At 43.7% G+C, this 24,606-nt stretch carries 22 protein-coding genes and 1 tRNA gene; 8 read left to right on the forward strand and 15 right to left on the reverse strand.

All coding sequences use genetic code 11. The features are described from left to right. Positions 1-116: 116 nt before the first annotated feature. Entirely contained in the window at positions 117-1,580 is a 1,464-nt protein-coding gene (locus PV783_RS11105) for a serine hydrolase (RefSeq protein ID WP_420988000.1), read from the forward strand. Positions 1,581-2,120: 540 nt separating this feature from the next. On the opposite strand, the gene PV783_RS11110 is transcribed toward PV783_RS11105, so the two are convergent. The 3 genes from PV783_RS11110 to PV783_RS11120 all read right to left on the reverse strand — a co-directional run bounded on the left by PV783_RS11110 (position 2,121) and on the right by PV783_RS11120 (position 4,067). After that, positions 2,121-2,204 (reverse strand) — tRNA-Leu (locus tag PV783_RS11110). An 80-nt stretch (positions 2,205-2,284) separates the two neighbouring features. Next, the gene (locus PV783_RS11115) at positions 2,285-3,244 is read right to left on the reverse strand and encodes a DUF5996 family protein (protein WP_420988001.1); all 960 of its coding nucleotides are present in this window, start codon (positions 3,242-3,244) and stop codon (positions 2,285-2,287) included. A gap of 109 nt (positions 3,245-3,353) precedes the next feature. Further along, positions 3,354-4,067, reverse strand: a complete 714-nt coding sequence (locus PV783_RS11120; RefSeq protein WP_420988002.1) for a Crp/Fnr family transcriptional regulator — start codon at positions 4,065-4,067, stop codon at positions 3,354-3,356. A gap of 94 nt (positions 4,068-4,161) precedes the next feature. Here PV783_RS11120 and PV783_RS11125 point away from each other — a divergent pair, with 94 nt between their 5' ends. From PV783_RS11125 to PV783_RS11140, 4 genes are all read left to right on the forward strand, one after another. Then, complete coding sequence (locus PV783_RS11125; protein WP_420988003.1) at positions 4,162-4,569, forward strand: hypothetical protein; 408 nt, start codon at positions 4,162-4,164, stop codon at positions 4,567-4,569. Further along, complete coding sequence (locus PV783_RS11130; RefSeq protein WP_420988004.1) at positions 4,569-5,165, forward strand: methyltransferase; 597 nt, start codon at positions 4,569-4,571, stop codon at positions 5,163-5,165. Before PV783_RS11125 ends, PV783_RS11130 begins: the two co-directional genes overlap by 1 nt. A 23-nt stretch (positions 5,166-5,188) precedes the next feature. Beyond that, positions 5,189-5,473, forward strand: a complete 285-nt coding sequence (locus PV783_RS11135; protein WP_420988005.1) for a hypothetical protein — start codon at positions 5,189-5,191, stop codon at positions 5,471-5,473. A gap of 110 nt (positions 5,474-5,583) precedes the next feature. Then, positions 5,584-5,892, forward strand: coding sequence for a hypothetical protein (locus PV783_RS11140; RefSeq protein ID WP_111580531.1), 309 nt, complete (start codon positions 5,584-5,586; stop codon positions 5,890-5,892). 133 nt (positions 5,893-6,025) lie between these two features. On the opposite strand, the gene PV783_RS11145 is transcribed toward PV783_RS11140, so the two are convergent. After that, positions 6,026-6,640, reverse strand: a complete 615-nt coding sequence (locus tag PV783_RS11145; RefSeq protein WP_420988006.1) for a methyltransferase domain-containing protein — start codon at positions 6,638-6,640, stop codon at positions 6,026-6,028. A 164-nt stretch (positions 6,641-6,804) separates the two neighbouring features. On the opposite strand from PV783_RS11145, the gene PV783_RS11150 reads away from it, so the two are divergent. Then, a complete protein-coding gene (locus PV783_RS11150) occupies positions 6,805-7,512 on the forward strand; it encodes a Crp/Fnr family transcriptional regulator (RefSeq protein WP_420988007.1) in 708 nt (235 codons plus the stop codon). 10 nt (positions 7,513-7,522) lie between these two features. Here the strand turns inward: PV783_RS11150 and PV783_RS11155 are convergent, their stop codons facing one another. The 11 genes from PV783_RS11155 to PV783_RS11205 form a co-directional block, all read right to left on the reverse strand. Next, positions 7,523-8,281 carry a YoaK family protein gene (locus PV783_RS11155; protein ID WP_336386511.1) on the reverse strand — a complete coding sequence of 253 codons (759 nt, stop codon included), beginning with the start codon at positions 8,279-8,281 and terminating at the stop codon, positions 7,523-7,525. A 49-nt stretch (positions 8,282-8,330) separates the two neighbouring features. Next, complete coding sequence (locus PV783_RS11160; RefSeq protein ID WP_420988008.1) at positions 8,331-8,927, reverse strand: methyltransferase domain-containing protein; 597 nt, start codon at positions 8,925-8,927, stop codon at positions 8,331-8,333. Between the two features lie 255 nt (positions 8,928-9,182). Further along, positions 9,183-9,617, reverse strand: a complete 435-nt coding sequence (locus tag PV783_RS11165) for a hypothetical protein (protein ID WP_420988009.1) — start codon at positions 9,615-9,617, stop codon at positions 9,183-9,185. A gap of 214 nt (positions 9,618-9,831) precedes the next feature. After that, on the reverse strand, positions 9,832-11,334 hold the full coding sequence (locus PV783_RS11170; protein ID WP_420988010.1) for a RagB/SusD family nutrient uptake outer membrane protein: 1,503 nt from the start codon (positions 11,332-11,334) through the stop codon (positions 9,832-9,834). A gap of 27 nt (positions 11,335-11,361) precedes the next feature. After that, positions 11,362-14,499, reverse strand: coding sequence for a SusC/RagA family TonB-linked outer membrane protein (locus tag PV783_RS11175; RefSeq protein WP_420988011.1), 3,138 nt, complete (start codon positions 14,497-14,499; stop codon positions 11,362-11,364). A 357-nt stretch (positions 14,500-14,856) separates the two neighbouring features. Further along, entirely contained in the window at positions 14,857-18,045 is a 3,189-nt protein-coding gene (locus tag PV783_RS11180) for a PVC-type heme-binding CxxCH protein (RefSeq protein WP_420988012.1), read from the reverse strand. Between the two features lie 38 nt (positions 18,046-18,083). After that, positions 18,084-18,956 (reverse strand): ThuA domain-containing protein, encoded by an 873-nt coding sequence (locus PV783_RS11185; protein ID WP_420988013.1) that lies wholly within the window; start codon positions 18,954-18,956, stop codon positions 18,084-18,086. A gap of 52 nt (positions 18,957-19,008) precedes the next feature. Next, on the reverse strand, positions 19,009-19,959 hold the full coding sequence (locus tag PV783_RS11190; RefSeq protein ID WP_420988014.1) for a 2-hydroxyacid dehydrogenase: 951 nt from the start codon (positions 19,957-19,959) through the stop codon (positions 19,009-19,011). Beyond that, positions 19,956-20,444, reverse strand: coding sequence for a VOC family protein (locus PV783_RS11195; RefSeq protein ID WP_420988015.1), 489 nt, complete (start codon positions 20,442-20,444; stop codon positions 19,956-19,958). Before PV783_RS11195 ends, PV783_RS11190 begins: the two co-directional genes overlap by 4 nt. Positions 20,445-20,469: 25 nt before the next feature. Further along, positions 20,470-21,636 (reverse strand): mandelate racemase/muconate lactonizing enzyme family protein, encoded by a 1,167-nt coding sequence (locus PV783_RS11200; protein ID WP_336386502.1) that lies wholly within the window; start codon positions 21,634-21,636, stop codon positions 20,470-20,472. 20 nt (positions 21,637-21,656) lie between these two features. Then, entirely contained in the window at positions 21,657-22,541 is an 885-nt protein-coding gene (locus tag PV783_RS11205; protein ID WP_336386501.1) for a sugar phosphate isomerase/epimerase family protein, read from the reverse strand. Between the two features lie 258 nt (positions 22,542-22,799). Here PV783_RS11205 and PV783_RS11210 point away from each other — a divergent pair, with 258 nt between their 5' ends. Together PV783_RS11210 and PV783_RS11215 are read left to right on the forward strand one after the other, a co-directional pair. Continuing rightward, positions 22,800-23,702 carry an AraC family transcriptional regulator gene (locus PV783_RS11210; protein WP_420988016.1) on the forward strand — a complete coding sequence of 301 codons (903 nt, stop codon included), beginning with the start codon at positions 22,800-22,802 and terminating at the stop codon, positions 23,700-23,702. A 68-nt stretch (positions 23,703-23,770) separates the two neighbouring features. Continuing rightward, positions 23,771-24,544, forward strand: coding sequence for a hypothetical protein (locus PV783_RS11215; RefSeq protein ID WP_420988017.1), 774 nt, complete (start codon positions 23,771-23,773; stop codon positions 24,542-24,544). The last annotated feature ends 62 nt before the right edge of the window (positions 24,545-24,606 follow it).

Here is a 24,606-nt window from a genome sequence, read left to right on the forward strand (position 1 = left end):
ACGATTTTATCCGGTTGTGAGCGAGTTTGATTGATTTGACTCGTCCTAAAACAACTATCCCTGTTTGCTTGTAAGCGTGGTGGAAAAATGCTTTCTTTGCGGGAAATTCATCCAACATGACTGGCATCTTGAAGACTGGGTTTATCGCATTGCTGATTTTCTCTTGTAACATTAGTGTTTTTGGACAAGCAGACAGCATTGATTTTTTTATCCAAAACCAGATGCAGAAGCGCAGAATTCCCGGGTTACAACTGGCGATTGTAAGACATGGAAAAATTATTAAAACGGGCAATTATGGACTGGCAAATCTGCAGGACTCCATTCCGGTAAGCGACAAAACTGTTTTTACTATTAATTCAATCACCAAGGCATTTACAGGTGTTGCAGTTGTTCAATTAGTGGAAGCCGGAAAATTAAAATTGGATGTACCCATTTCTGAATATCTCACTGACATACCTGACACATGGAAGCTAATAACGGTTCAGCAACTCCTGTCGCATATTTCGGGAATCCCGGATATTGTAAATGAAGAGGAATCCGTTTTAATAGCCGATGATCCGGAGGAAGCCTGGAATAAGATACTTCGAATGCCAAATGAATTTAAGGCTGGAGAGAAATTTAGTTATAACCAAACCAATTATTTACTACTCGGCCGCATTATCGATAAATTAAGCGGTATATCTTTCCAGGAGTTTATTACCAAACAACAGTTGGAAAAAGTAGGGATGTTGAAAACTACACAATCTGGTTTTGGTGCTACCAAAAACATTATTGCCCATGCAGCTTGTAGTTACCAATATCAAAAAGGCCAACTCAGGAATATGTTCTTTTCGTTTCCTCCTTTTTTGCAAACGGCTGCCGGAATGAGTTCAACAGCAAAAGAACTGGCGGATTGGGTCATTGCCTTACAAAGTATGCAGTTATTAACACAACCAGCAAGCCTTCGGGCACTTTGGACACCTGCAGTACTGAATAATGGCGAAACAAGTGGCTTTAGCAGCTTACTTAATGGTTATGCTGCAGGCTGGCCTGTTGTTAAAAGAACAGATCATCCGGCCCTGGCGCCTGTTGGTGGCAATCGTTCGGCTGTATTTGTATATCCCAATGATGACCTTTCCATTATTGTGCTTACAAATCTCTCAGGCGGGACACCGGATGTATTCATTGATGAACTCGCCGGATTGTTTATCCCGGATATGAAAGAAGCGAATGGTTTCGGCCTTTCCGCATCCCTGAGAGCATTAAAAATTACCTTAGATAAGGTGGGATATAAAAATGCCATAGAAGAAGTAAAGAAACTGAAGAAAGCAAATGCTGGCTTTACAATAACGGAAAAAGAAATAAATGGCTGGGGATATAAACTGATCCCACAAAAGAGAATCGCTGATGCGCTGGAAATATTTAAACTGAATGTTTATTTATACCCCACAAGCGCTAATGCATTTGATAGCCTGGGCGAGATCTATGAAGAACTGGGCAATAATGTATCCGCTCTTAAAAACTACGAACAGTCCCTGAAACTGGATCCTCAAAACAAGAATGCAGAACAGCATATAAAACAGCTTAGATCTGGTAAATAAGGTGCGGCATCGTATTCAGCTATTTAAGCTACTCATGGATAGCATGCAGCACAAGTTCAGCTAATAGATCCAGTGAATTATTATTCTTTTCACCGGCGTAAAAAGGGTATCTAATTTTATCTGCTGATGAAAAGAGAGTGTTATTAGCTGGCAATCGCCTGGTTGCCAGCTATGTTTTGGTAAAACCCCAATGGTCAATTTCCTCATGCTCCGCATTCGAAGTATTACTCCAGCGCCTTCTTACGCTCAATTCTTTCCTCAGCTTCAATGAAGAGATGATGTATTTTTTTCTCCAGTTCTTTTTTAGGAAGTAGTTTTGTCCAATATTCAGCTACCATGATCCCATCCTTGTGCATTTCCAACAGCTCAACTTGTTCTCGTCTGCTTTCGACACATAAGATTAAGCCAATCGGGGATTGTTCTCCTTCTTGCTTTTCGCCCGACTTAAAAAAGCCGTTAAGCTAATATATACGCTGGAAACGGGTTTTGCCGAAAATAAAAATGGACAAACCGAGATGAATTTCGATTTGTCCACTTTAGTGCCCAGAACTGGATTCGAACCAGCACACCCTTGCAGGCGCTGCGACCTGAACACAGTGCGTCTACCAATTTCGCCATCTGGGCAACTGATATTGTGTCAGGGGTTGCAAAGATAAGCAGCTAAAACATTCTACCAAATATTTTTGCAAAAAAAATACTAAAATCTATTTGAAGCACCCATACGCAACTTCCAAACGGGAAAGGTCACACTCCAGTGCTGCACGGTCCCAATGCCCTGTGTTGGCCGCCGCTTCATAGGTCGATTGCATGAACGCCAACAACGTTTCCTCCGGATTTGCGGCCTGTTGTACCAGTTCATAAGGCAGCATAAATTCTCCCATCTCCTGGCTGTAAAAGGCGCCGGCGGGTTGAACGGCTTGTTCGCTGAAGGCAGGAGGAACAGGGTAGCAGTAAGCATAAAAAACGGCATGCGGGTACTGTTCACTGCCCGGCCAGAATCCGCAGGAACTCACTTCTTTGGAGTAAGCTTCCCGCATTACTGCCGCTGGCATATTAGGCGCTTCTCCCTGGTGAGGAGGCGCATCCCTTCCGGAGAACCGGGTTACCGCCAGGTCAAAGGCGCCCCAGAAGAAGTGGACCGGGCTGCATTTGCCGGTGAAGCGTGTTCTGAAACGGGTGAAGATATTGTGGATCTTCACCAGTGCCTGCCAGAAGTCTTCCATTTTTTGCCGGTCGTACGACTGATGCACTTCATCTTTCTCAAACGGAATGGCGTCAGCAATTTCGCTGGGTACTGTGTAAATAGTTACGTCAATATCCAGCGCCTCCAGCTTTTCAAATAACGCATTATAGAAGTCGGCCACTGTTCTGGGGCGCAGTTCCAGCGTCTCTCTTTTACCGGTGCTGGTAATGATAATCAGCTGATGCTGCATGAAGTTAAAGTCGATCTGGAAGATGCCATGCTGGTATGGCACGCTTCCGGTGCTGAGGCCATCCGGACTTACATACAGCGTTACATGCCACGAGTGATTTAACCACGGCATTTTCCGGAGACGGATCTTTCCCACTATCTGTGTCCACAGGTGCACGGTAGCTAACGTATCTTTCCAGTCGTTGTAAGTGAGCACAGGCCACTGATCCTGTTTGGGATTGGCATTTTGCATAGCGAATGATTGAAGGGTAAGAAGTTCAGTGCCTATTTAACAAAAAGGAAGCAGGGAATGTTCTGTGCAGAAAAGAGGGTGGGATTGAATGAACCAGGAGTTGAAGCGGTTACACATTACCGCATCCGGATACCTTTATAAGTTGCCTGATATCTTTGATGCAGATTTTTTTGCTGTGTGAGGTTAAAATGCCGGCCGACTTAAATTCAGTCAAAAACCTGACAATATTCTCCTTACCGGTACCTACCATATTGGCAAGGTCGCTGCGGGAAATATTGATCATAATATCTTCCCCGGCTGCTGTTTCTTCTTTAAACTTTTCGCGTAATACAATTAATGTGATCGCCAGTCTTTCTTTAACAGAGCGCTGCGCAAATACAGAAATACTGTTTGCCAGTACTGTGAATTCATGACTGAGGATTTTGAGTAATCTGCGCGGCAGTACGCTGGACCTTTCCATAATAGCCATAAAATCTTCTTTGGGAATGAAGGCTATGATACTTTCCTCTATGGTAGCAGCGGAGTCCGGATAACGCTCATCCGCTAAAATAGCATGATACCCGATTAATTCGCCTGCATTGGCAACGTATATAATCTGCTCCCGGCCATTCTGGTCCACCTGGTACTTTTTAACCTTCCCTTTTTTTATAAAGAAAATACCGGAAGCAACAGCTCCCTGTCTGAATATTATTTCCCCTTTCCCATAACGCTGTTCCTGCATATGGGTATGGAGCGCTGCATATTCATCTTCAGGCAGATTACCCAGGATGGATTGAGATTTAAAATTCCATTTATAGATGGGAAACAGACCTTCTAAACTCATAGAAATGACCCACTGGGCGAAAAAGTGATTTTTTGCAGTTTTTTAATTGAAAAGTATCAATGAAACCGAATACCATCAAAGGTACCTTTGCAATATGAAAATATCAACTATTTCCCGTCCGAGGATTAATTTCACAGACAATCATGAGTGGATTGATTTAAATGGTAGTGTTGGTTTTGTAGGTGTTTCTGCACATAGATTGAAAGGAATTAAGAATATAGTTAATATAATATGGCGTAACCCCAAAGGTATTATTGAAAAAGGAACCATTATTGCTGAAATCCACACCGCCGATCAGATTATTCCTGTACATGCACCGGTCGGCTGCAAATATCTTGGCAGGAATCAAAAACTTTCAGGAAATCTGAATCTTGTATTGGAAAGCCCGCAGGACAACGGCTGGATTTTTTTCGTTACTCCGCTGAAATTCTACAACCAGGAGTCACTTCTTTCTCCCGAAAACTATCAGAAATTAATACGCTCCAAAGTTGCTAATCAGTAATGGAAAACACGCTGATGAAACCGGCCTGGTATCTGACAGATGCATCTTTCGATTGGCTGTTCCCGGAAAGGATTCAGCAAATGTCGAAACGGCATTGGACTCCCGTGGGAATCGCCAAAAGCGCCGCTGCTTTCCTGGCATCTGAAGGAAATGGAAAGATCCTCGATATAGGAAGTGGTGTTGGAAAATTTGCGCTTATCGGCGCTCATTATTATCCCGGATCATTTTTTTATGGCGTGGAACAAAGGAGTGAATTACATCATTATGCACTGGCAGCAAAAGAATACACGAAAACAATTAATTCAGAATTTATCAATGGCAACTTCACACAGGTTAACCTGGCAGATTATGATCACTTCTACTTTTACAATGCCTTCTTTGAAAATTTAGACACCAGGAATAGAATAGATCAGCAGATTGATTATTCCACCAGTCTCTATCAATACTATTCCCGCTATTTGTACAGGGAACTGGATAATAAACCTGCAGGAACGAGGCTGGTAACCTTTCACAGCCTCGAAGACGAAGTGCCTCCGGGGTACCGGCTGATAGATGCCTCTGAAGATTTTTTACTGAAAATGTGGATGAAGAAATGATATAAAAAATAATACGCAGGAACATGACAATAGATAAATATGTAACCACAATAATTGAACAAATAAGGGTAGCAAAAAATAATGCAGAAGTGAAAGATGTTATCCAGGTATCTGTCAATAATATGAGGGAGAAGAAGAAGAATGGATTTATAGTACAACGATGCCTCAACAAATTAGAGGCAGCATTGGAAGGAATCCCGCCGCTTGAATGTAGCAGCGAACAATGGAGTTGCTACCGTTTTGCACTTATCTGCATCAGAGATACATCCGTTAAGCAGGTCACTCCGGACCAGAAGAAAATATTGTGATGAAGAAATCCAATTTTATTGCCGGCATTTTAAAGAATAAATGTCCCCGTTGCAGAAAAGGGAAATTGTTTAAAAATGATAATCCTTACCAACTAAAAAGAGTCCTGGATATGCACGGTAACTGCCCCGTGTGTGGCCAGCGGACAGAACTGGAAATAGGATTCTGGTATGGAACCGGATACGTTAGCTATGTGCTGGCTGTAATGTTCTCCGTGTTTAACTTAATATGGTATTGGCTGATTTTTGGTATAACCTGGAGAGATGACAGCATCTTTCATTGGCTGATCGTTAACGGGATTATATTAACGCTTTCAATGCCCTTATTAATGCGATTGTCCCGGACGCTATACCTGACCTTCTATGTGGGCCATGATCCTGAAGCTGAAACGCGGAAGCAAAAGGAGCGCGTGTTGTCTTAAATTCCACTTGTTTAATAATGCTCCCCGTAGCGGGCATGTCATTTAACCAACCATCATCTGAGCGCTGTGATACATTTTATCACGGCGTTCAGATATTTTATACCAGTAAAATATCTTTTCGCCCCCCGGTCAATTATAATTTAATCCAGAATTTTAACAGATGATCTATATCCGTGCCCACAATATGATATCCATGTGGTGCCTCTGCTTCGGCGCCGTGGTAGGTGGCAAGCCTTGTACCCGCCGGCATTCTTTCAAGCTGGGTATACAGGTACCTGTTATATTGATTATACAAAGACCTTGAATAAGTAAGTTTATCATCTATTTTATAGGTGCCGGGAAGATTTTCATAAAAGGAATTGAAGAAGTAAAAATGATCATACTGGCGGAAATCCAACTCTGTTAAATTACCATACATGCAGGTAACATTATTAAGCCCCACCATTTCTTTCGCAATAAAAGCATAACGTACCAGGTCGCTGCGTTGCTCAATGCCGTAAAAGAAAGCATCCGGGTTATAGTAGGCGCCTCCCAGGCAAAATTTACCAGGCCCGCTGCCAATGTCCAGTATTTTGGCACCCGGTGTGGCAGCCAGGAATTTAGATGCCTTCTGAACCACCCTTAAGGGAGTCCAGTGCCTTTGTGCCAGTGCCTGTATGTAAAGGGGATAGAGATGATGAAAGTTAGCGTCTGATTCAAACCACTTATCTGAATGCCCACGTAATGAAGTTGATGATGCAAGTGACATGTATTATGCTACGGTTTACAGTTGAAATATTGACTTGCAGATAATCTTATCTCCCTGCTTTAGTCATAGCCCCAAAGGTATCTATCATTCAATAGCGTTGCGGTGAAGTTTATCACCCTGAAAAGTGAGTTTTATCAATTTTAAAAATGTTAATTTTGCATGCGATGAGTATCAAGGGTATATTTCCAATAGATAAATGGGATTTCAAGAGTGAATCCATCCTTGCGGATCTGCCGCCGGATGTTTATGAGGTGCTGGTAGCCCATAAAAGTGAACAGATATACAAAAAGAATGAGGTGCTTTTCCGGGAAGGATCATTTCCATCCGGCATATTTTATATCACCAAAGGAAAGGTCAAGAAATATAAAGTTGACAATGACGGTAAAGAGCAGATCATTTACCTGGCTAATACAGGGCAGCTGATCGGGTATCATGCCATCTTATCGGAAGACCGTTATCCGGATTCTGCAGCCGTTATAGAAGAGAGCACCATCGCATTCATTCCCAAAGAAGATTTCCTCAAGGCACTCGACTATTCCCCCTTACTAAACAACAGGCTACTCAAAACTTTAAGCCATGAGTTTGCCGTATTGGCAAACAGTCTGACCATGTTCGCCCAAAAGACCGTAAGAGAAAGACTGGCACTGCAATTAATCATTATCCGGGAAAAGTATAAGGAGAATTATGTAGAAGGAATGTCGATAGAAATAAACATAAGCCGTGAAGACCTGGCCAGCCTTGTGGGTACCGCCAGGGAAAATATCGTAAGAGTATTAACTGAATTCAAAGAAGATAATATACTGGAAACAAAAGGAAGGAAAATTATGATAAAAGATGTTGGTAAGTTGATTAAGATAGCCAACTATAAATAGATGCAGCCAATCAATTATCAGCTGGTTGCGTCACTATTTTTTTATCCTGAATCCTTATCCGGTGTACCATTTTGGATAACCTCACCCGGAAAGCGTCGTAGAACATCGCAATAACCAGTACCGCCGCCGGTAAATAAAAGGTAACATACTTAAATTTCAGGAACATATATCCCCCCGCAATTCCACCTGTCAGGAAAAAAGTGATGATAACGAGCCGCAGGATAATTTTTTTCCTGACAGTTGCAACGCTTTTGCCTGAAGTGGATATCCATGTGTACAGGTCAATACCAAGATCCGTAAACATCCCGGTCAGGTGTGTAGTTCTAACCACATACCCGGAAATTGTGGATACCAGGGCGTTTTGCATTCCCATTGCAAATAACAGGCTGCCGGCAAAGTATTCTGTTTTGATAATAGATTGATCAAAGGTATATCCAAAGCTACCTACCAGCACAAGGATAATGATTTCGCATACGATAGGTATTGCATAACCAAATCTCTTGTGCTGTCCTGCTTTGCCGGTACAGAAGCTAGAGAAAAATGCTCCGGCAAGAAAAAGTACCAGCCATAAACCAACCATTCGTGCAGACCTGAAGTCGCCCGTTGCCAACTTATGCGCCAGTAATGCCGCATGGCCGGTTACATTGGTGGTTAGTACCGCAAAAGCAAAGAAACCGGCCGCATTTACTACTCCGGCAGTAAAGCATAAAAGTACGGCGAGCCGTAAATTATGCCGGTAGTTTCTTTTTCTTCCTATATGACGCAGCATCTGTTAATATTTTCACAGGTACACCCTGCGTAACCTTATCGCCTTCCGGTTATCTTTTTATCCACATTTTTAAGAGAAAATCTACTGTAGCATCCACCAGCTGGTAACTTGGAGGAATTTCGTCTTCCAGGCTATGAAACGTCACTAACCTGGTACCACTGGGTTTGTTGTCCAGTCCTTTGAACATATAACGTGTATAATAGTTATACAGGCTTGTGGAATATTCGGTATCCTGGTCTATTTGTCCCTCATCAACCAGGTTTTCAAAGAACGCATTATAAAAGTAAAAGTGATCAAAGTCGTTAAAATCTACCTGTGTAAAATTACTGTTGATAAATTCAACATTCCCTGATGCGGTCCGTTCCCTGGCTGCCTGCGCAAAATGATATAATTCTTTTCGCTGCTCTACACCATGAAATGTAGCTTCCGGGAATTGATGTGCTCCGATAAGACAAAACTTACCCACACCACTTCCTATATCAAGTATTCTTTTCCCGGTTCCGGAAGCCAGGAATTTGGCCGATTTTCTCGCTACCGCCATAGGTGTCCAGTGCCGCTTGGATAATTGTTGTATTCTCTCAGGATACAACCAGTCAAATGCTGCATCACTCACATACCACGTTGGCCCGGATATAATATTTTCCATGTTTATTGCTGACTATTTTAGAAAGAACAGGTTGTTGGTTAGCAATGAAAGGTTAACCGGAAAAATGCCTTCCGGGAGCACTATTAGTGGTGCAAAGTTACCGGAAGATCGATTCGGTTTAATTGATACTTTTCAATTAAAAAATTGCAAAAAGTCACTTTTTGAAGGGCGGGGTTACTGGTTCTGTTTTGGGGAAGGGCATAAAAAAAGACAGGTTGTAAATCATTTGATTTACAACCTGTCTTCTACGTTGGGTTATTCCACCCAATAAGTTAATGTTACAACAATATAACCATCCGGTCCAACTGCATCACTGCTGAGCGTAACGGTTGAGGAAACCGCTCCTTCCCAGTTGCCCGGATATGCGCCAAAGGTGTAGGTACCAGCCGGCAGGTTATCAAATTTATCTTCGTCTTCCTGTCCGCCCGGGTAATAGTACACGCCGGTTGCTACGTTTTTTGCCCAGTAACCGCGTAAACCGGTGCCGCCTGTAACCGGCGCACCATAAATGTCTGCCAGTGTAATCCGGACATTAAATTCCGTCAGGATTTTGTTGTTGGCCGCGCTGTTAATGGATTTCCCAGTGCAATGGGTGCCGCCGATTTCATCGTTTCTGCCGGAAGTGGGGGTTGCATAGCTCTGTAATAAAAACAGCAGGGGCAGAAAGCCTAGAAAGATTGCTTTTCTCATGGGTTAAAATTTAAATGTTAGGTTTTCAAATGAGCATTTAAGTTAGAATTTTATTGTTGGATGCTGTAAGATTTTATTGTTAAATCGGCAGAGCTGTTGGAGGAAGTTTCAGGGGAAATAACGAGGTTGTTTTAAGGAACGGCCCGCAATACTTTCTTAAGTATTGCGGGCCGTTCCTTAAATATAAATTAGTCAAACTATTTGCACCTTCAAACTAATATCCTTTTGTAGGTATCAGATTGGGGTTATTTCTCAACTCGGTACTTGGTATCGGAAATAAAAGTTCTCTTTCCGTTAGAACCGGCCCGTAAGAAAACTTATGACCTACATAATTATCAAAGCCTTTGGTACTTACGTTAAATGCTTTACGAAGACGTACCATATCGAACCAGGTAACGTTTTCAAAACACAGCTCATACCAACGTTCCCGCCAGATGGACTCCCGCAATTGATCTTTGGATAACCCCGCCAGTGCCGGTAATTTTGCTCTTGTACGTACCTGGTTAACCGCGTCATACACTTTTGCGGCCGGACCGCTTACTTCATTGGCTGCTTCGGCATACACCAGCAATATATCGGCGTAACGGATCAACGACCAGTTAAGATCGCTGTTGGCAGTGGTGGTTTGTGCCGTCACATCAAAAAGCTTGTATATAAAATATCCGCCCAGGTTTACCTTCAGGTTTCTGTTGTCCTGGTTGGTGAATTCGGTAAAAAAGAACTGACCTTCTTTGGCGCGCAGGTCTGCAGCATCATACGATTTTACAAAGTCGCCCGTTGCGTAAATACCTCCTGTTTCAGCAGAATAGGCGGAGATATTCTTGTTGTAAGGAATAATGAGCGACTGCCAGGGGCCGGGAATGACCTGTGTTTTATACTGGATCATAAAAATGTTCTCTTCTATATTTTTCTTTGCCGGATTATGCAAATCACCGTAAGTGTCAAATAGCTTGAACTGTTTTGAATCCAATACTTCCCCTGCTTTTTTTGCTGCCAGGTCAAAGTAGGGAGCTCCTTTTTGTAAAGGGTAGCCGGCCATCGTGAGATACACTTTTGCCAGCAATGATTTTACGGCGCCCAAACTTACTTTCCCACTGGCATCTCTCCAGGGTAACCCGGCGTTCTCTGCTGCTGTTAAATCATCCACAATTAATTTATAAACATCTTCCGGGGCTGCCTGCATGGGCCTTAACTGTTCCGACTTTAAATCAACAGGCTCAGTAATTAAGGGAATATTACCAAACATTTGCACCAGGTTGAAATAATACCAGGCCCGTAAAAAGTGAGCCTCGCCTAACAGGCTTTTGGCTTCTGCTGCATCCATGTTAATGCCTGGTATTTTTGCGATGGATAGATTCGCATTACTGATGCCCTTGTAATAATTTTTCCAGTAATTCTCTCCATAAGTGTTATCGGCTGTATTGTGCAGGTCTTTTATAAAGTAGCTGTTAACGGCCTGTCCAAGATCAGTAGCGGCCTGCCCGGTGGCAAATTCTGTCATGGTCCAGGGTGCGCCGTTGAAACCACCGTCCATAGGATCCCGTAAACTGGCATAGATGGCGTTTACGGAACTCCTGGCATGCTCGGGTTTTGTAAAATAAGTATCCTCTGTATAGTTGCTGGGATCTGTCTCATCTAAAAATTTCCGGCAACCGGTTATCCATAATGCACCGGTTGTTAATACCAGCAGTCCGAATCTTATTATTGTTGCTTTCATAGTTTTTCGTTTGAAGTTTGTTATGTATTATAACCCCACGTTAAGCCCCAGCATAAATACCCGTGGCTTTGGATAATCGTACAATGTCAGGCCCTGATCAAAAGGAGAGCTGGAGTTGGAAACTTCAGGATCGTATCCTTTGTACTTCGTAACCAGGAAGAAGTTTTGCACGGAAGCATATACTCTCAGCCGACTGAGTTTTAAAGAAGAAACTGTTGTGGATGGAAATGTATATGCCAGTAATAAATTACGGCCACGGATAAACGAACCGTCTGTTACTTTATGGCTGTCGTTATTAGTGGTGTAATACGCATTGATAGGACGTATTTGAGCTATAGGCGTATTTTGGTTTGTTTCCGTCCAGGCGTTGAGCACAGTTTTATAGCTATTGGCAATGCCTTGCCTGTCTTCGGCAGAATGTATGCTCCTGTCTAATACATCGTTGCCATACATAAACTGCAGGTCTACTGTCAGCGACCAGGATTTATATTGAAAGGTGTTCAGAAAGGTGCCATACCCGTCGGGTATGCCTTTCCCGATGATGGTCCGGTCCAGATCATTTATGATACCGTCGTTGTTGATATCTTTATATTTTACATCACCAGGGAGCATATTGTATTTCTTTGCCTCGTCAGCTTCCTTGCTGCTCCAGGTGCCAAGATGCACCCTTCCGAAGAAAGAGCCGACAGGTTCGCCCACCCTGATGATACCGTTACCGGAGGATATATCGCCATTGGCTAAAGCAAGTACTTTGTTTTTATTGATGGAGATATTGAAGGTAGTATTCCAGGAGAAGTTATCGGTTTTAATGTTGGTTGTATTGATCCCAAATTCAACCCCTTTGTTTTCCATACTTCCTACGTTGGAGAAAATTTTATCACGTCCGCTGGTGTATGGTAATGGGGCATCCAACAGCATGCCATCCACTTTTCTGCGGTATAGATCCAGTTCGAGATTTACCCTGTTGGAGAACAAACCGAGTTCAAGTCCGAAGTCGACCTGTTTTGTTTTTTCCCACTGTAAACCAGGATTGGCGATACGGTCAATACCAACGCCGGAATTGCGTGCGCCGTTGAAAATTACACTATAATTTCCCATGCCCGCAAGTGCCCTGTAGGCGGGTATTTCAGAGTTGCCTGTGGCGCCATAGCTGGCACGGATTTTTAAGTTGGATATAGCGGCGATACTCTTCATGAAATCTTCTTCCGTTACTCTCCAGGCAAGGGCGGCAGAAGGGAAGAATGCAAACTGGTTGTCAGTTCCGAATTTGGAAGATCCATCCAGGCGGCCGGTAAAGGTGACTAAATATTTGTTGCGGAAGCCATAATTGACACGGCCAAAGTAAGAGTTCAATCCATTCGCCGTACCTACCGAAGATGGCGGCTGGGGACTGGAGCCAGCACCAAGATTGTAGTATTGGTAGTACGAGTCGGTGAAGCCTTCTGTACTCGCCTGGTTTTCAAAACGGTCAATATGTTGCCAGGATACTCCCGCCATAGCATTTAAAGCATGCACTTTTGAAAACTGCCTGTTGTAAGTAAGGTAGTTCTCAAACTGCCAGGAGTTGTAGCGGTTATTATTAATGAACGCATTTCCGTTGTCAGAAATGTATTGCATTCCTTTTGCGGCAAAATAATCTTCCCGTTGATTAATGATATTGACGCCAATAGTCGATCTCAATTCCAACCCCGGCGCCAGGTGAATGTTTGTATACATATTGCCAAGAAGGGTTTGTGTATGCAGAATGGAAATCCTGTCGGCAGCTACCCTTAGTGGATTATCGCCGCCCTCCATGCCCGGATAATCCCTGTTGCTGGCCCACGATCCGTCTGCATATCTTACGGGGATAATAGGCAGCGCTTCCAATACCTGGCGCATCATGGTGATACCGCCTCCATCAAGTTGGTCCACCTGTTTTTCCCGCTGATCCGTATAGCTCATTGTACCGCCAATCTTTAACCAGTCTTTTATCTGGCTGTCGTACACCACGCGACCGGCATACCGGTCCTGCCAGGAGCCCCGTGCCAGTCCATCCTGGCTACGGTAGTTTAAAAAAGCGCCTATGCTTCTTTTTTCGTCACCATCCGTAAATCCAAGTTGGTGGTTCTGTGTAAATGCTTTTTGGAATGCTTCATCCTGCCAATCTGTATCGTATAAAGGGTTTCCCTGTGAATCAAATAGTTTTGGATTGGTGCGTTTGGTTTTGGGGTCGGTGTATTTTGTTCCCGTTGCCCATCCTACGGGATCATATTTTTGAGCGTTTGCATAAGCCAGGTCTTCTACTGCCAGAAATTCTTTTGCATTGAGCAGCTCCAGCTTCTTTGGCAACACACCTATACTGAAGTCGGGATCATAGGTGATCCTTCCTCCGGCAGAAGTACCTCTTTTGGTGGTAACAAGGATCACACCATTGGCGCCCCTGGCTCCATAGATCGCTGTGGAAGAAGCATCCTTCAGTACTTCGATGGAAGCAATATCGTTGGGGTTGATATAGTCAATCGGCGTACTGCCATTCCTCAAACCCACAGGATTCAGTATTACACCATCTATTACATATAATGGGTTATTGGAAACGCTCAGGGAACTGGACCCACGGATACGGATATTGGTTCTGCCACCGGGTCTCCCTGAATTTGAGGATACATTCACCCCGGATACGCGGCCGGATAAGCTTTGGTTTAACGAGGATGACGGGCGTTCCTGCAGCGTTTCAGCTTTAACGGTACCAACCGCCCCGGTCAGATCTGATTTTTTAGTTGTTCCATAACCTACCACCACTACTTCGTCTATCTTTTTAATTTGCGGAACAAGTTTAATCAGCATATCCGCGGAAGTAACACTGACCTCCTGGGTAATATAGCCGATATAAGAAACGATCAGCACTGCATCATCGGGAACGCCCTTAATGTTGAAGTTCCCGTCACCATCGGTTGTTGTTGCCTTATTGGCATTCTTTACTTTGATGCTCACGCCGGGTACGCCCACACCATTCTCTTCCAGCACCTTACCACGTACATCCTTGAGCGATGGTGAAGGATAATTAAGCGTTGCCGGATTTTTTGCATGGAGGGGCATTACTATTCCCATGAATAAGGCAAAGGTGGCATAAATGATTTTTTGGCGCAATGCTGGCATTTTAAAAATCACCGTGGAAAATTGTTTCATAGTTAAAATGTTATTAGGTTAATTTGATAGTATCCTATTATTCCAGAAACATTTGTTAAGTAACAGACAGATAGATGTGCCAGGGCAGTGGAAATGGCTGCCTGTGCTGATCATAACGTATTATAATGTGAGTGCTGATGTGGTCGTTGTACAGTGAATGCTATCTGAGTAATGTGGTTTTTTGGTTGAATGCTTTTGTTATATCTATGTGGCTACGGTAATTATTTATATTGGTTAGAAATCCTAACAATATTAAATATACAAACTGAAACTTCCTTGTGATATTTTCGCTAAGTGATATAGTAAATTAACAGAAGAGCGTAAAACAGGAAGATGAAATAACAAGTCGTTTTTTTGTTACTTCTTTTCCATAGGATGCTCTTTAAGCAACTGTTCGGAAGAATAGAAGTCTTTTTTACTTTCTATGGCTTTCCTTATTTGTTTTACTTTTTCCGGCGAAACAGGCGTTCCCTTGTTTCCGAACGAATTCCGGACGTAGGTCAACACGGCGGCAATCTCATCATCCTTCAGTAGCCCGCCAAAAGGCGTCATGGGAACCTGGCCGGTATATTTTTTATTGTTTACCTCTATTGGTCCTAAGAGCCCTTTCATCACCAGCTTGATCAGCCGTTCATCGTTTCCTGTTACCCACCTGGAGCCGGCAAGAGGAGGGAAGCCGGAATCAGGAAGCCCTTTACCGTCTGCCTGATGGCAGGTTTTACAGTATCCTTCTATAGAATAAATTTTCTTTCCCTGGTTAAACAATGCGAGGTCTGCGCCTTTCAGGTTTGTATTGGTACCTTTCTCTTTTCCCTTTTTCACGTTTTCGCCATTGAGATGTGCCACTGCGGTTTCATACGCATGGATCATCCATTCGTCCAGCGGCATTTTCTTTGCTTCTGCTAAAATGGGAAGACCTTTTTCCTTACCGATCCAGGAGGCGGCTACGATAGCCATCAGGCGTACGCGGCTGTTTTCATCTCTTGCTGCCTGCATTAGCAGGTCTGCCTGGTCAGGCACCTGGTGCCCGGTATACCGCAACACCTGTACTGCTGCGGCTCTTGCATGATAATCTTTAGCTGTTAATACCTGTTTTAAAAGAGGCTGATCCACTTTATTCATTCCCCAGCTCACCCAAAGTCCTTCGAGCAAATGATGCTCATACCGCGGATCTTTTTTATCCAGATGGGATACCCAGGTTTGCAGTTTGGAAAGTACGGTTGAAACATCGCGTCCTCTCAGTTCACGGCGGGTTCTGTAGCGGGTTCTGTACTCCGGTAATTTAAGGTTCTCCAGGAGTTCTTCTATTGGTGCTCCAGCTATATTTGCGGGTTTCACCAGTGGTCTCGACGGATAAGTAATGCGGTATACTCTCCCGTGCGAGTGATCGCGCAACGGATCGCGTGCATTATGCTGCATGTGCCCGATCAGAATATTATGCCAGTCGATCACATATAATGATCCATCGGGAGCAAACTCCAGATCTACCGGGCGGAAGTTGGGATCTCCGCTTACCAGCAGGTCCATGCGGTGATGACTTTTATAGCCTGTTCCATCGTCCTGCAGTGTATGTTCTTTTGTTCCGAGGAATCCTATGGTATTGTTGATGAGGAAGTCGCCCTGCACTTCATCCGGGAAATGCCGGCTGGACACGAATTCAAGACCGGATGTTGGCCGTACTTTATGTTTATCTTCTATCAGCTGGATGGATTTATGCGTAGCCTGACCATACCTGGGCAATACGGTTCCGGGGAGCATCCAACGCATATCCGGGCTGGATGTTTCTGCAAAGAATGGCTGTCCCCAGTCGTCGAATGCAATACCCCAGGGGTTTGGAATAGAAAGCTGCGCAGTACGTTCCAGTTTTCTGCGGCGTGGGTCGTACCGGTAAAAGCCGCCGTTGGATGCGCGAATAGTTCCGTAAGAAGTTTCTATATGTGTATGAAGAAAGACACCTTCTCCTGAATAGATCGCTCCTGAAGGATCTACTGTAAATGCGTGACTGCTGTGATGTGTATCATGATCGTCAAAGCCACTGAGCAGGATCTCTGTTTTGTCTGCTTTATCATCACCATCTGTATCTGTTAATAATTTAAGATTGGTCCCCTGGGCAACATATACTCCTTCTGCTGCTATCTCAAAGCCGATTGGCAGGTGCAGGCTATCTGCGAATACAGTTTCCTTGTCGGCTTTGCCATCATTGTCGGTATCTTCAAAAATAATTATTTTATCATTGGGTTTGGCATCTCCGGGCTTATAGTGAGGATAACTCGGCATCACCGCTACCCACAGTCTGCCTTTATTATCAAATGACATCTGCATTGGCTTGGCCAGGTCAGGGAACTGTTCCTCTGAAGCAAAAAGCTCAACCTTGTACCCCGGTGGTACTTTCAGCTTGCCTGTTGCTTCCTGCCCGCTGAGATACCGGAGACTCCCGTTTTTAGCAGGGTTATAGTTGGTTTTAACGGGAGGGAGTACTTTGGTATTTTTATCGGCAGCCGTAATATCCATCTTCTCACCTTTTGAAGCGGCCAACCAGATTGCGGTATCCCTGATCGCTGTCATCTCACGGATTTTTTCTATTTCCGCAGGATAATTATCAGGTCCGTAAGGATCATACCGGCGACCAAATACATGTACTCCGTTTGGTATTTTATAGTCGTTGAGCCACATCCAGTTTTTTTCCATTACAGCGTCGTGTACCAGCTTTCTGTTGGTTTCTGTGCTGGTGGCAACATTTCCAAAGATCTGGTCTGCCAGCAAACGTCCCAGCTTTTTATAACCTTCTTCATTCAGTTGTGAACCGTCGATAGTCAAAGGCTCCTTCGTATCCTGGTACCATTTTTTGGAAGGGGTGAATGCATCTACAAATAATACGTTATTACGGGCGGCTACTTCCTTCATTGCCTGGGTATACAAAGCAAGGTTTTCATTTTCTTTCCGGCCATCGGGGAGATCATATTTATCAGAAAGATTTTCGAAAGCAATGGGTGAAACAATGGCCAGTTGCGGTGCTGAGGTGCCATTGTATTTTTGCTTCAACGTCCATTTTATAAAGGCATCCAATTCGGCTTTATAATTATTCAGCCCTTCATTTCCATCAAATGATTCATTATAGCCGAAAAAGGCAATGATCACATCTGTTTTGAGCCTGGTGAGCCATTGATCAGGCGTTTCAAAGTGTCCTTCGCTCGGGCCTTCTATTGTCTGAACCTGGCTGTCCAGCACAGGACGGAATTTCTCTGCACCGGGAAATGCCCAGGGGGAATTCCTGCCGGCGTGTGGCCGGAAGCCGGGCGTTTCGCCACCATCGCACATATTGCGGATGTGTAGTTTATATTCCGGGTAGCGGAGATACAGCTCCGTTTCAAAATTATCATAATTTATCATTCTCGATCCCAGGTTGTTACCGATCAGGGATATATGTGAGGTCCCGGAAATAGTAAGCGGAGCGGCTACTTCGGATTTACAGGCGTGTAGTATCATTATCGCCAACACTATGGGAATAAAAGGCGCGTAAATGCCGATTTTAAATAGTCTGGGCATCTTAGATAAATTTAGCTGAATCAGGAAACGTGGTGTACTTATTTCGCTATGCGGTAGGGTACCTGTATATTCATTTTGCCTTTCCATTTTCGTGGAACTTTGAGGCCCAGCTCATAATGAATGGCATTGATCACGAGGCGCTGAAAGGGTTCCTGTCTGAAATCTTCAGGGTGGCCCAGGGTTGTCATAAAAACCCGTCCGCCGAAAGCGTTGGTACCGGTCCAGGCAACAGGGTTTTCAATAGCTTCTTTATCGGGATTAACCGCCTTTCCCATCAGCAACCAGGTAGAACCTTTCACCGGATAATCCGGTAAAACACGGTACAGCCATGAGCGGACATGGAAGTTTGTTGCAACGCCCGTGAGGATAGGATTGTTGGCTTGTTCAGGTATGATGCGTACATCCGTGCTGCTCTCGTGTCCATAGTGGGTATGTTTGGCGGCGCCGCCCCATCCCGGAGGTGCATTCAATGCAAACTCTCCGAAAGCATTCCACTTTTCACTGGCATGGCCTTCCGGAAAATGGAATGCATGGGTGGTGGTGCGGAAACCCATTACAGGCTTGCCCGATTTCAGATAAGCATCTATATACGCAAGTTGTTCGGGAGGAAGCCTGCGCCAACGCAGGAAGAAAACTGCGAGGTCTGCGTGTTTTAATGCCTCGAGACCCGGAATATTTTCTTCGCTGTTATAATCAGGAGATGATTTGAGAACGATCGTTTTCATGCCATAATCCTTCTCCAGTGCGGCGGCAATTAACGGCATGGTTTCTTCGCTGCTGTACTCATGATCACCGGTCACGAAAACAACCAGTGGCTTTTTTACCTCTTTGGAAGATTGTGCAAAGAGCAAGCCGGTGCATGTAATACTGGTGCTTACCATAAACAATAAGCAAACGCAAATTTTTTTCATTTGAACAAAGATTATTGATGACCGTTTTTATGCGATTCAACCCGGCTACTTATCAGTGCAACGCACTGCGGTTAAATATGCTGCCAGGTTCCGGGTTCCTGCCAGTAAGCGCTGCTACTACATTATTGATGGTGAGCAGGCATATCTGCTGATAGGTGGCCGATGTAAGGCTGCCGGTATGAGGCGTAATGATTACCCGCGGATGATGTACAATACCGAGGCTCTCAACGGGTGGCTCATCAGGCAATACATCTGCAGCAAAACCCGAAATCACCCCGGAATTTAATGCCTGTAATAATGCCGGATGGTCGATAAGTGCGCCTCTTGCGGTATTGATTAGTAGTGAACCGGGTTTCATTAAATGCAGTTGCTCTTCTCCTATGATCTTACCTGTTTCGTTATTAAAAGGAAGGTGGAGACTAACTACATCCGAATACCGTAATACATCTTCCATCGGCAGATATTTATAAGGCAGGTCCTGGACAGATTTGCTCCAATACAGCACTTCCATCCCAAAAGCTTCTGCAATCCGGGCTACACGTTTTCCTATATTGCCCATTCCCAACACGCCCAGTGTTTTCCCGTTCAGCTCATCTCCTGTATATTGATTGCGCCAGTTCCAGTTGTTTTGTTTCACCTGTGAAACCGATTCATACATGTTGCGCATCAGCATCAGCATCAGGCTCAGGGTATGCTCCGCAATAGTTGCGGCATTACTGCCCGGTGCATTAATTACCATGATCTTTCTTACTGTTGCTGCAGCTACATCTACATTGTCCAATCCTACGCCACATCTGGCTACCACCTGTAAATGCGGGAAAGCATCTATGAGCGGTTTATTGATCAGGCCTTTCCCTCTTGTAATGATGGCATGGATGTCTTCCTTGTTCAATACGTTGTTTAAGCTGGCTTCATCGTATCCTGTGAATATATTCACATGCTGCTGAAGAAAGGCGAATGCTTCATCTGCAATGGTTTCAAGCAACAATACGTTTTTTCTCATTTCTTGTGATATAAAGTGGCATCATCAGATCTGTATCCTCTGAAGTCATTTCTGTTTGAAACATACAACCCTTCTTCATAGAGTTCATCGGTAAGTATCCGGGAGTCTACTTCCGCCCCTGGTATGGAAGATATTTCCACGAGGTTGCCGGCAGGATCACGCACAAACATCTGCATGGCGCCGTCAGGCAGTTTTCTCACCTTTCCCCAGGGTTTTATATCAATTACATTGAGTTCTTTCATACGGAAAAAAAGACTGCTGAAATCGTCTACCTGCACACAAACATGCCCACGGAAGGAAGTATGGTCCTCCCATTCAGAGATATGCAGTTGCTGCTCTTCGTTGAATTTGAAAAACATAACGGGGTAATCAAACCGGAAGGCGGCAAGCGGCTCCAGGCCTAATTCATGCTGATAGAAATGACCTGCTTTTTCCAGGTTATCTACAATCAGCGTTACGTGATTAATTTTAAGTGCTTTGGCCATAAATAGTTATTTACAAATATCACTTCTAAACTTTTTGTTTATACTGCCGTACGAAATCCCAGTCGGGGCTTACTCCTAATCCCGGGGCAGTGGGCGCCTGGATGGAGCCGTTTGTAACGGTAATCTGCTCCTTCACCAGCTCATACATCATAGGATTTCCTCCCAGTGAGAACTCAATGATAGTGGCCGAAGGCGATGCAAATGCTACGTTCAGGCCCGCCATAAAAGAAAAGGCAGAACCCCAGCAATGCGGCGCCAGCTCCAGCTGATGCACACTGGCGAGATGCGATACCCGCACTGCTTCCGAAATGCCGCCAATGATAGCTGCATCCGGTTGTATCACATCAATTGCTCTTAATTCCAAAAGTGCATTAATATCAAAACTGGTATATTCACTTTCTCCTGCTGCAATGGGAATATGTGTGGAAGCCCTTACTTCTGCAGTTCCTCTTTTATTGTCAGGACTGATAGGTTCTTCAAACCAATACAGGTTACAATCTGCTACTCCCCGGCAAAATTGTTTCGCTTCCGGAACACTAAAGGTACCGTGTGCGTCGGCCATCAGTTTTACATCCGGACCTATGGCGGCCCTTGCCGCTTTTACTCTTTCAATACTGTTTTGTACTGTCTGGTCCATCACGCCAACGCGCATCTTAACACTCCCAAACCCTTTATCTACATAGCCCTTCAGTTGGGCGCCAATGTTGTCTGCATCTGCCCAGCCACCACTTGCGTAGGCCGGCATCTTATCCCTGCAGGCGCCACCGAGCAAATCCATCACCGGAACCTGCAGCATTTTTCCTTTCAGATCCCACAAGGCAGTATCAATGCCACTCATGGCTGATATGGTGAGGCCTCTTCTGCCGAGGATAGGGAATTTCCGCCCTCTCAGCAATGCGTAGTGATCCCTTGTGCCGTTGTACATCTCCTCCCATAAACGGGAAATGTCTTTCACATGTTTACCCAGTAATGCAGGCTTCAGCTCATTTTCAATACAATTTACAATGGAAGCACACACGCCCGAAGATCCAACCGCTGCTTTGGCTTCTCCAAATCCCTGAAGACCGTCATCTGTAGTGATCACAACAAGCGTCATGTCAAAATTGGCCAACAATCCATAGTCAGAAGTATGTTGTTTTTCTTTAGGAACCGGACAGCGCAACCAAAATGCCTCTACATTAGCTATTTTCATCTGTTAGCAGTTGACTTCTTTTAAATAAGTTTTGATAAAGTATTAAATGATTGGGTGGTGAGCATAGTATAAAACTCTTCTGTAACAGAAGCGCTGCCGTGGTCTACCAGGAATTTCGCCTGCTCAGCAGATAAGTTTTCAGGATTTTCATCAATAGAATCCGGGTATGGATTAGCCGGCGTACGATCCAGTGATGCACAAAATTCTACGGAAAGCACTTCATTATAGTTTATTTCCTTCAATGTATCGATGATCTTCCTCCAGTTGAGGTTACCCATTCCGGGCGCCATCCTGTTGTTATCTGCTACATGAAAACCTGCCAGTTTTCCCTTCGCCTTTTTAATCGCCTCAAACATATCTGCCTCTTCGATATTCATGTGAAAGGTATCCAGGCAAATGCCACAATTGGGTCCTGTCGCTTCTGCCAGCGCCAATGCCTGATCGGCCCTGTTGATGAAATAGGTTTCAAACCTGTTGATGGGTTCAATGCCTATCCGGATGCCGGAAGCCTCGCTATAGTCGTAAATTTCTTTCAGTGCATTAACGGCCCATTTCCATTCTTCATCAGGTCGTCCGTCAGGTACAATTTTTCCGACTGTACATGGTACAACCGCCACCATATGGCCATCCAGTTCCTTTACCATTTTTATTACATCCTTCACATATTGCACCGATCTTGCGCGCTGCGCCTCATCCCTGGCAAGCAGGTTCCGGTCTCCCAACATCAGTGTTACAGCTCCCCAGCAGGACAAACCATGTTCCTGCATTAGTTTTCTTAGTTGCTTCGTATCATAATGTTCGGGTGTTCCGGCAATTTCAAGTTGGGTATATCCCAGCGCAGCAACTCTCCGCATGGTAGTTTCTATCGTTTCAGACCGCATCCAATTGTGTATCCCTAGTTCCATAACGCATTAATATATAAAAGTGGAATAATGTATTTGCAGGTGATTTATTTGTCCATCACAGAAGAATAGACAATAGTATGGCACAAACTTGTTGGTTTCATGACGGGAACGTTTTTTTAAAAATTCATTGTTTCACAAACTTATTCAGACTTCCATTGAAATAAAAGTACTTCATTTGCAAGATATCGATACTATATTTACCATATTCCTGGTTTTTTTGCTTTAGAAAATAAATAGTGTACTAAAGATAAAGACGTTATGAAAGTTTCTTACCGACACATATCCACTCCGGAGGATGCCAGTTTTGTAATTAAAGAATTCTGTCAACCCCGGTTCACCAATACGTTCCATTTTCATCATGGGCACGAGTTGATCCTGATTGTAAAAAGTGCGGGCAGAATGTATGCGGGAAATAAGGTGATGAATTACAACGAAGGAGAAATTTATATGTTTGGTCCGGGTTTGGTCCATTGCTTCTGCAATAATAGTTCACCTGTGGGAGCCGACGAAATAGCGCATGCTATTATCGTACAGTTTACAGAAGATTTTGTTGGCAGGGATTTTTTTGAAAAGCTGGAATTGAGAAAGATAAAAGAACTGATGCAGTTATCCCAGTATGGAATAAAATTTAATAAAATATCGGCTGCTGTTCATAACCTGTTTTTTCAATTTCAGGCAAATCAGCAAATGAAAAACCTGATCATACTTTTACAGGTTCTGGATGAATTGTCGCTACAGGGCAGGGAGAGTGTGCAACTACTAACAGATGATCCCGGGAAAACACGTTATAAGGATGCAGATTCAAAAAAGTTAGAACCCATATTCAAGTACGTATTGGAAAATTACCCTAATCATGTAGATAGTAAATCTGCCGCATCTCTTGCCTGTATGAACGAAGCGGCGTTTTGCCGCTACTTCAAAAAGAGAACCACCAAAACATTCTCACAATTTGTAAATGAGATAAGGATTAGTCACGCTACGAAGTTGTTAATAGGCACAGAAAATGGGATCTCTGAAATATGCTATGCCTGCGGTTTTGACAATGTTTCCTACTTTAACAGGCAGTTCAGAATCTACCAGGGAAAATCTCCCAGGGAATACCGCAAGGCATTTATAGAAAGTAATGTAAGCACACCGAGTTTCCGGCCTACGGGGAGTTAAGTTGTTCATATGCATATTTTTCAAATTTTACCTGAAATCACTTTCCGGTACAATTAAATAGATTTGAAATGTTAAGATTAGTGTCACTTACGGAAGAAGCAATTAATTTATGTGCGGAAGGAATTTCGTTAGTTTATGGCGGCATGTTAAAGAAACATGGCCTTACCTTTTATAGTCATATTCAAATTGTTCATACCAGCGAAAAAGATCAGGATTTGGTTATTGGAGAGAGAAAGGATTTTCATGTCCGGATTAGTTATGATCCTGGAGTGGATTTCGTATTAAAAGATGATCATACAAGACAGATTATCATGATCAATATAATACACGAAGCTCTTCTTAAGCTGGCTAGACAGAAACACCACCTCGACATTGAAGTACTGAATTTAATTAAAACTGAACTTATTAAAAGCCCCCTTGAATTTAGGGTTAAATATAAAATGTTCACTCATCCCAAAGACAAAACACTTTTAATAAATGTTATTATTCACCCTTTATTAAGGCACTTTAATATTTATTTGGAGCTGGAAAAAAGTGAAGAGATAGTAGCCAACCTCTTAATTTATAAGGGCGTAAATGTACCGGACTACTTTACGGACTTTTTCTCTAAAGGGAAATGGGCAAAGAAGGAATTTGTATTAAGTGGAAAAGCCACAGATATGGAGATTCATCTGTCTCTTGAAGATTATTCGCTTAAATATGTGAGTACATCAGGAATTGAGGGCAAAGCGCCTAAATTTGAATTAATGAAAGCGGATGCCGATAAGAGAACTGCGTTAGAGGAATACTTACATACACTGAATCCGGCGATAGTTGCAGTTTTGATGGGGAGCGCAAATTAATAGAACTAAATGTGAACGCGTATGGCAGCGGGGACACCATTGAGCCATATGTCAGCATTATG

The sequence above is a fragment of the Chitinophaga sp. CC14 genome, from assembly GCF_048957795.1.
Lineage (GTDB): Bacteria > Bacteroidota > Bacteroidia > Chitinophagales > Chitinophagaceae > Chitinophaga > Chitinophaga ginsengisegetis.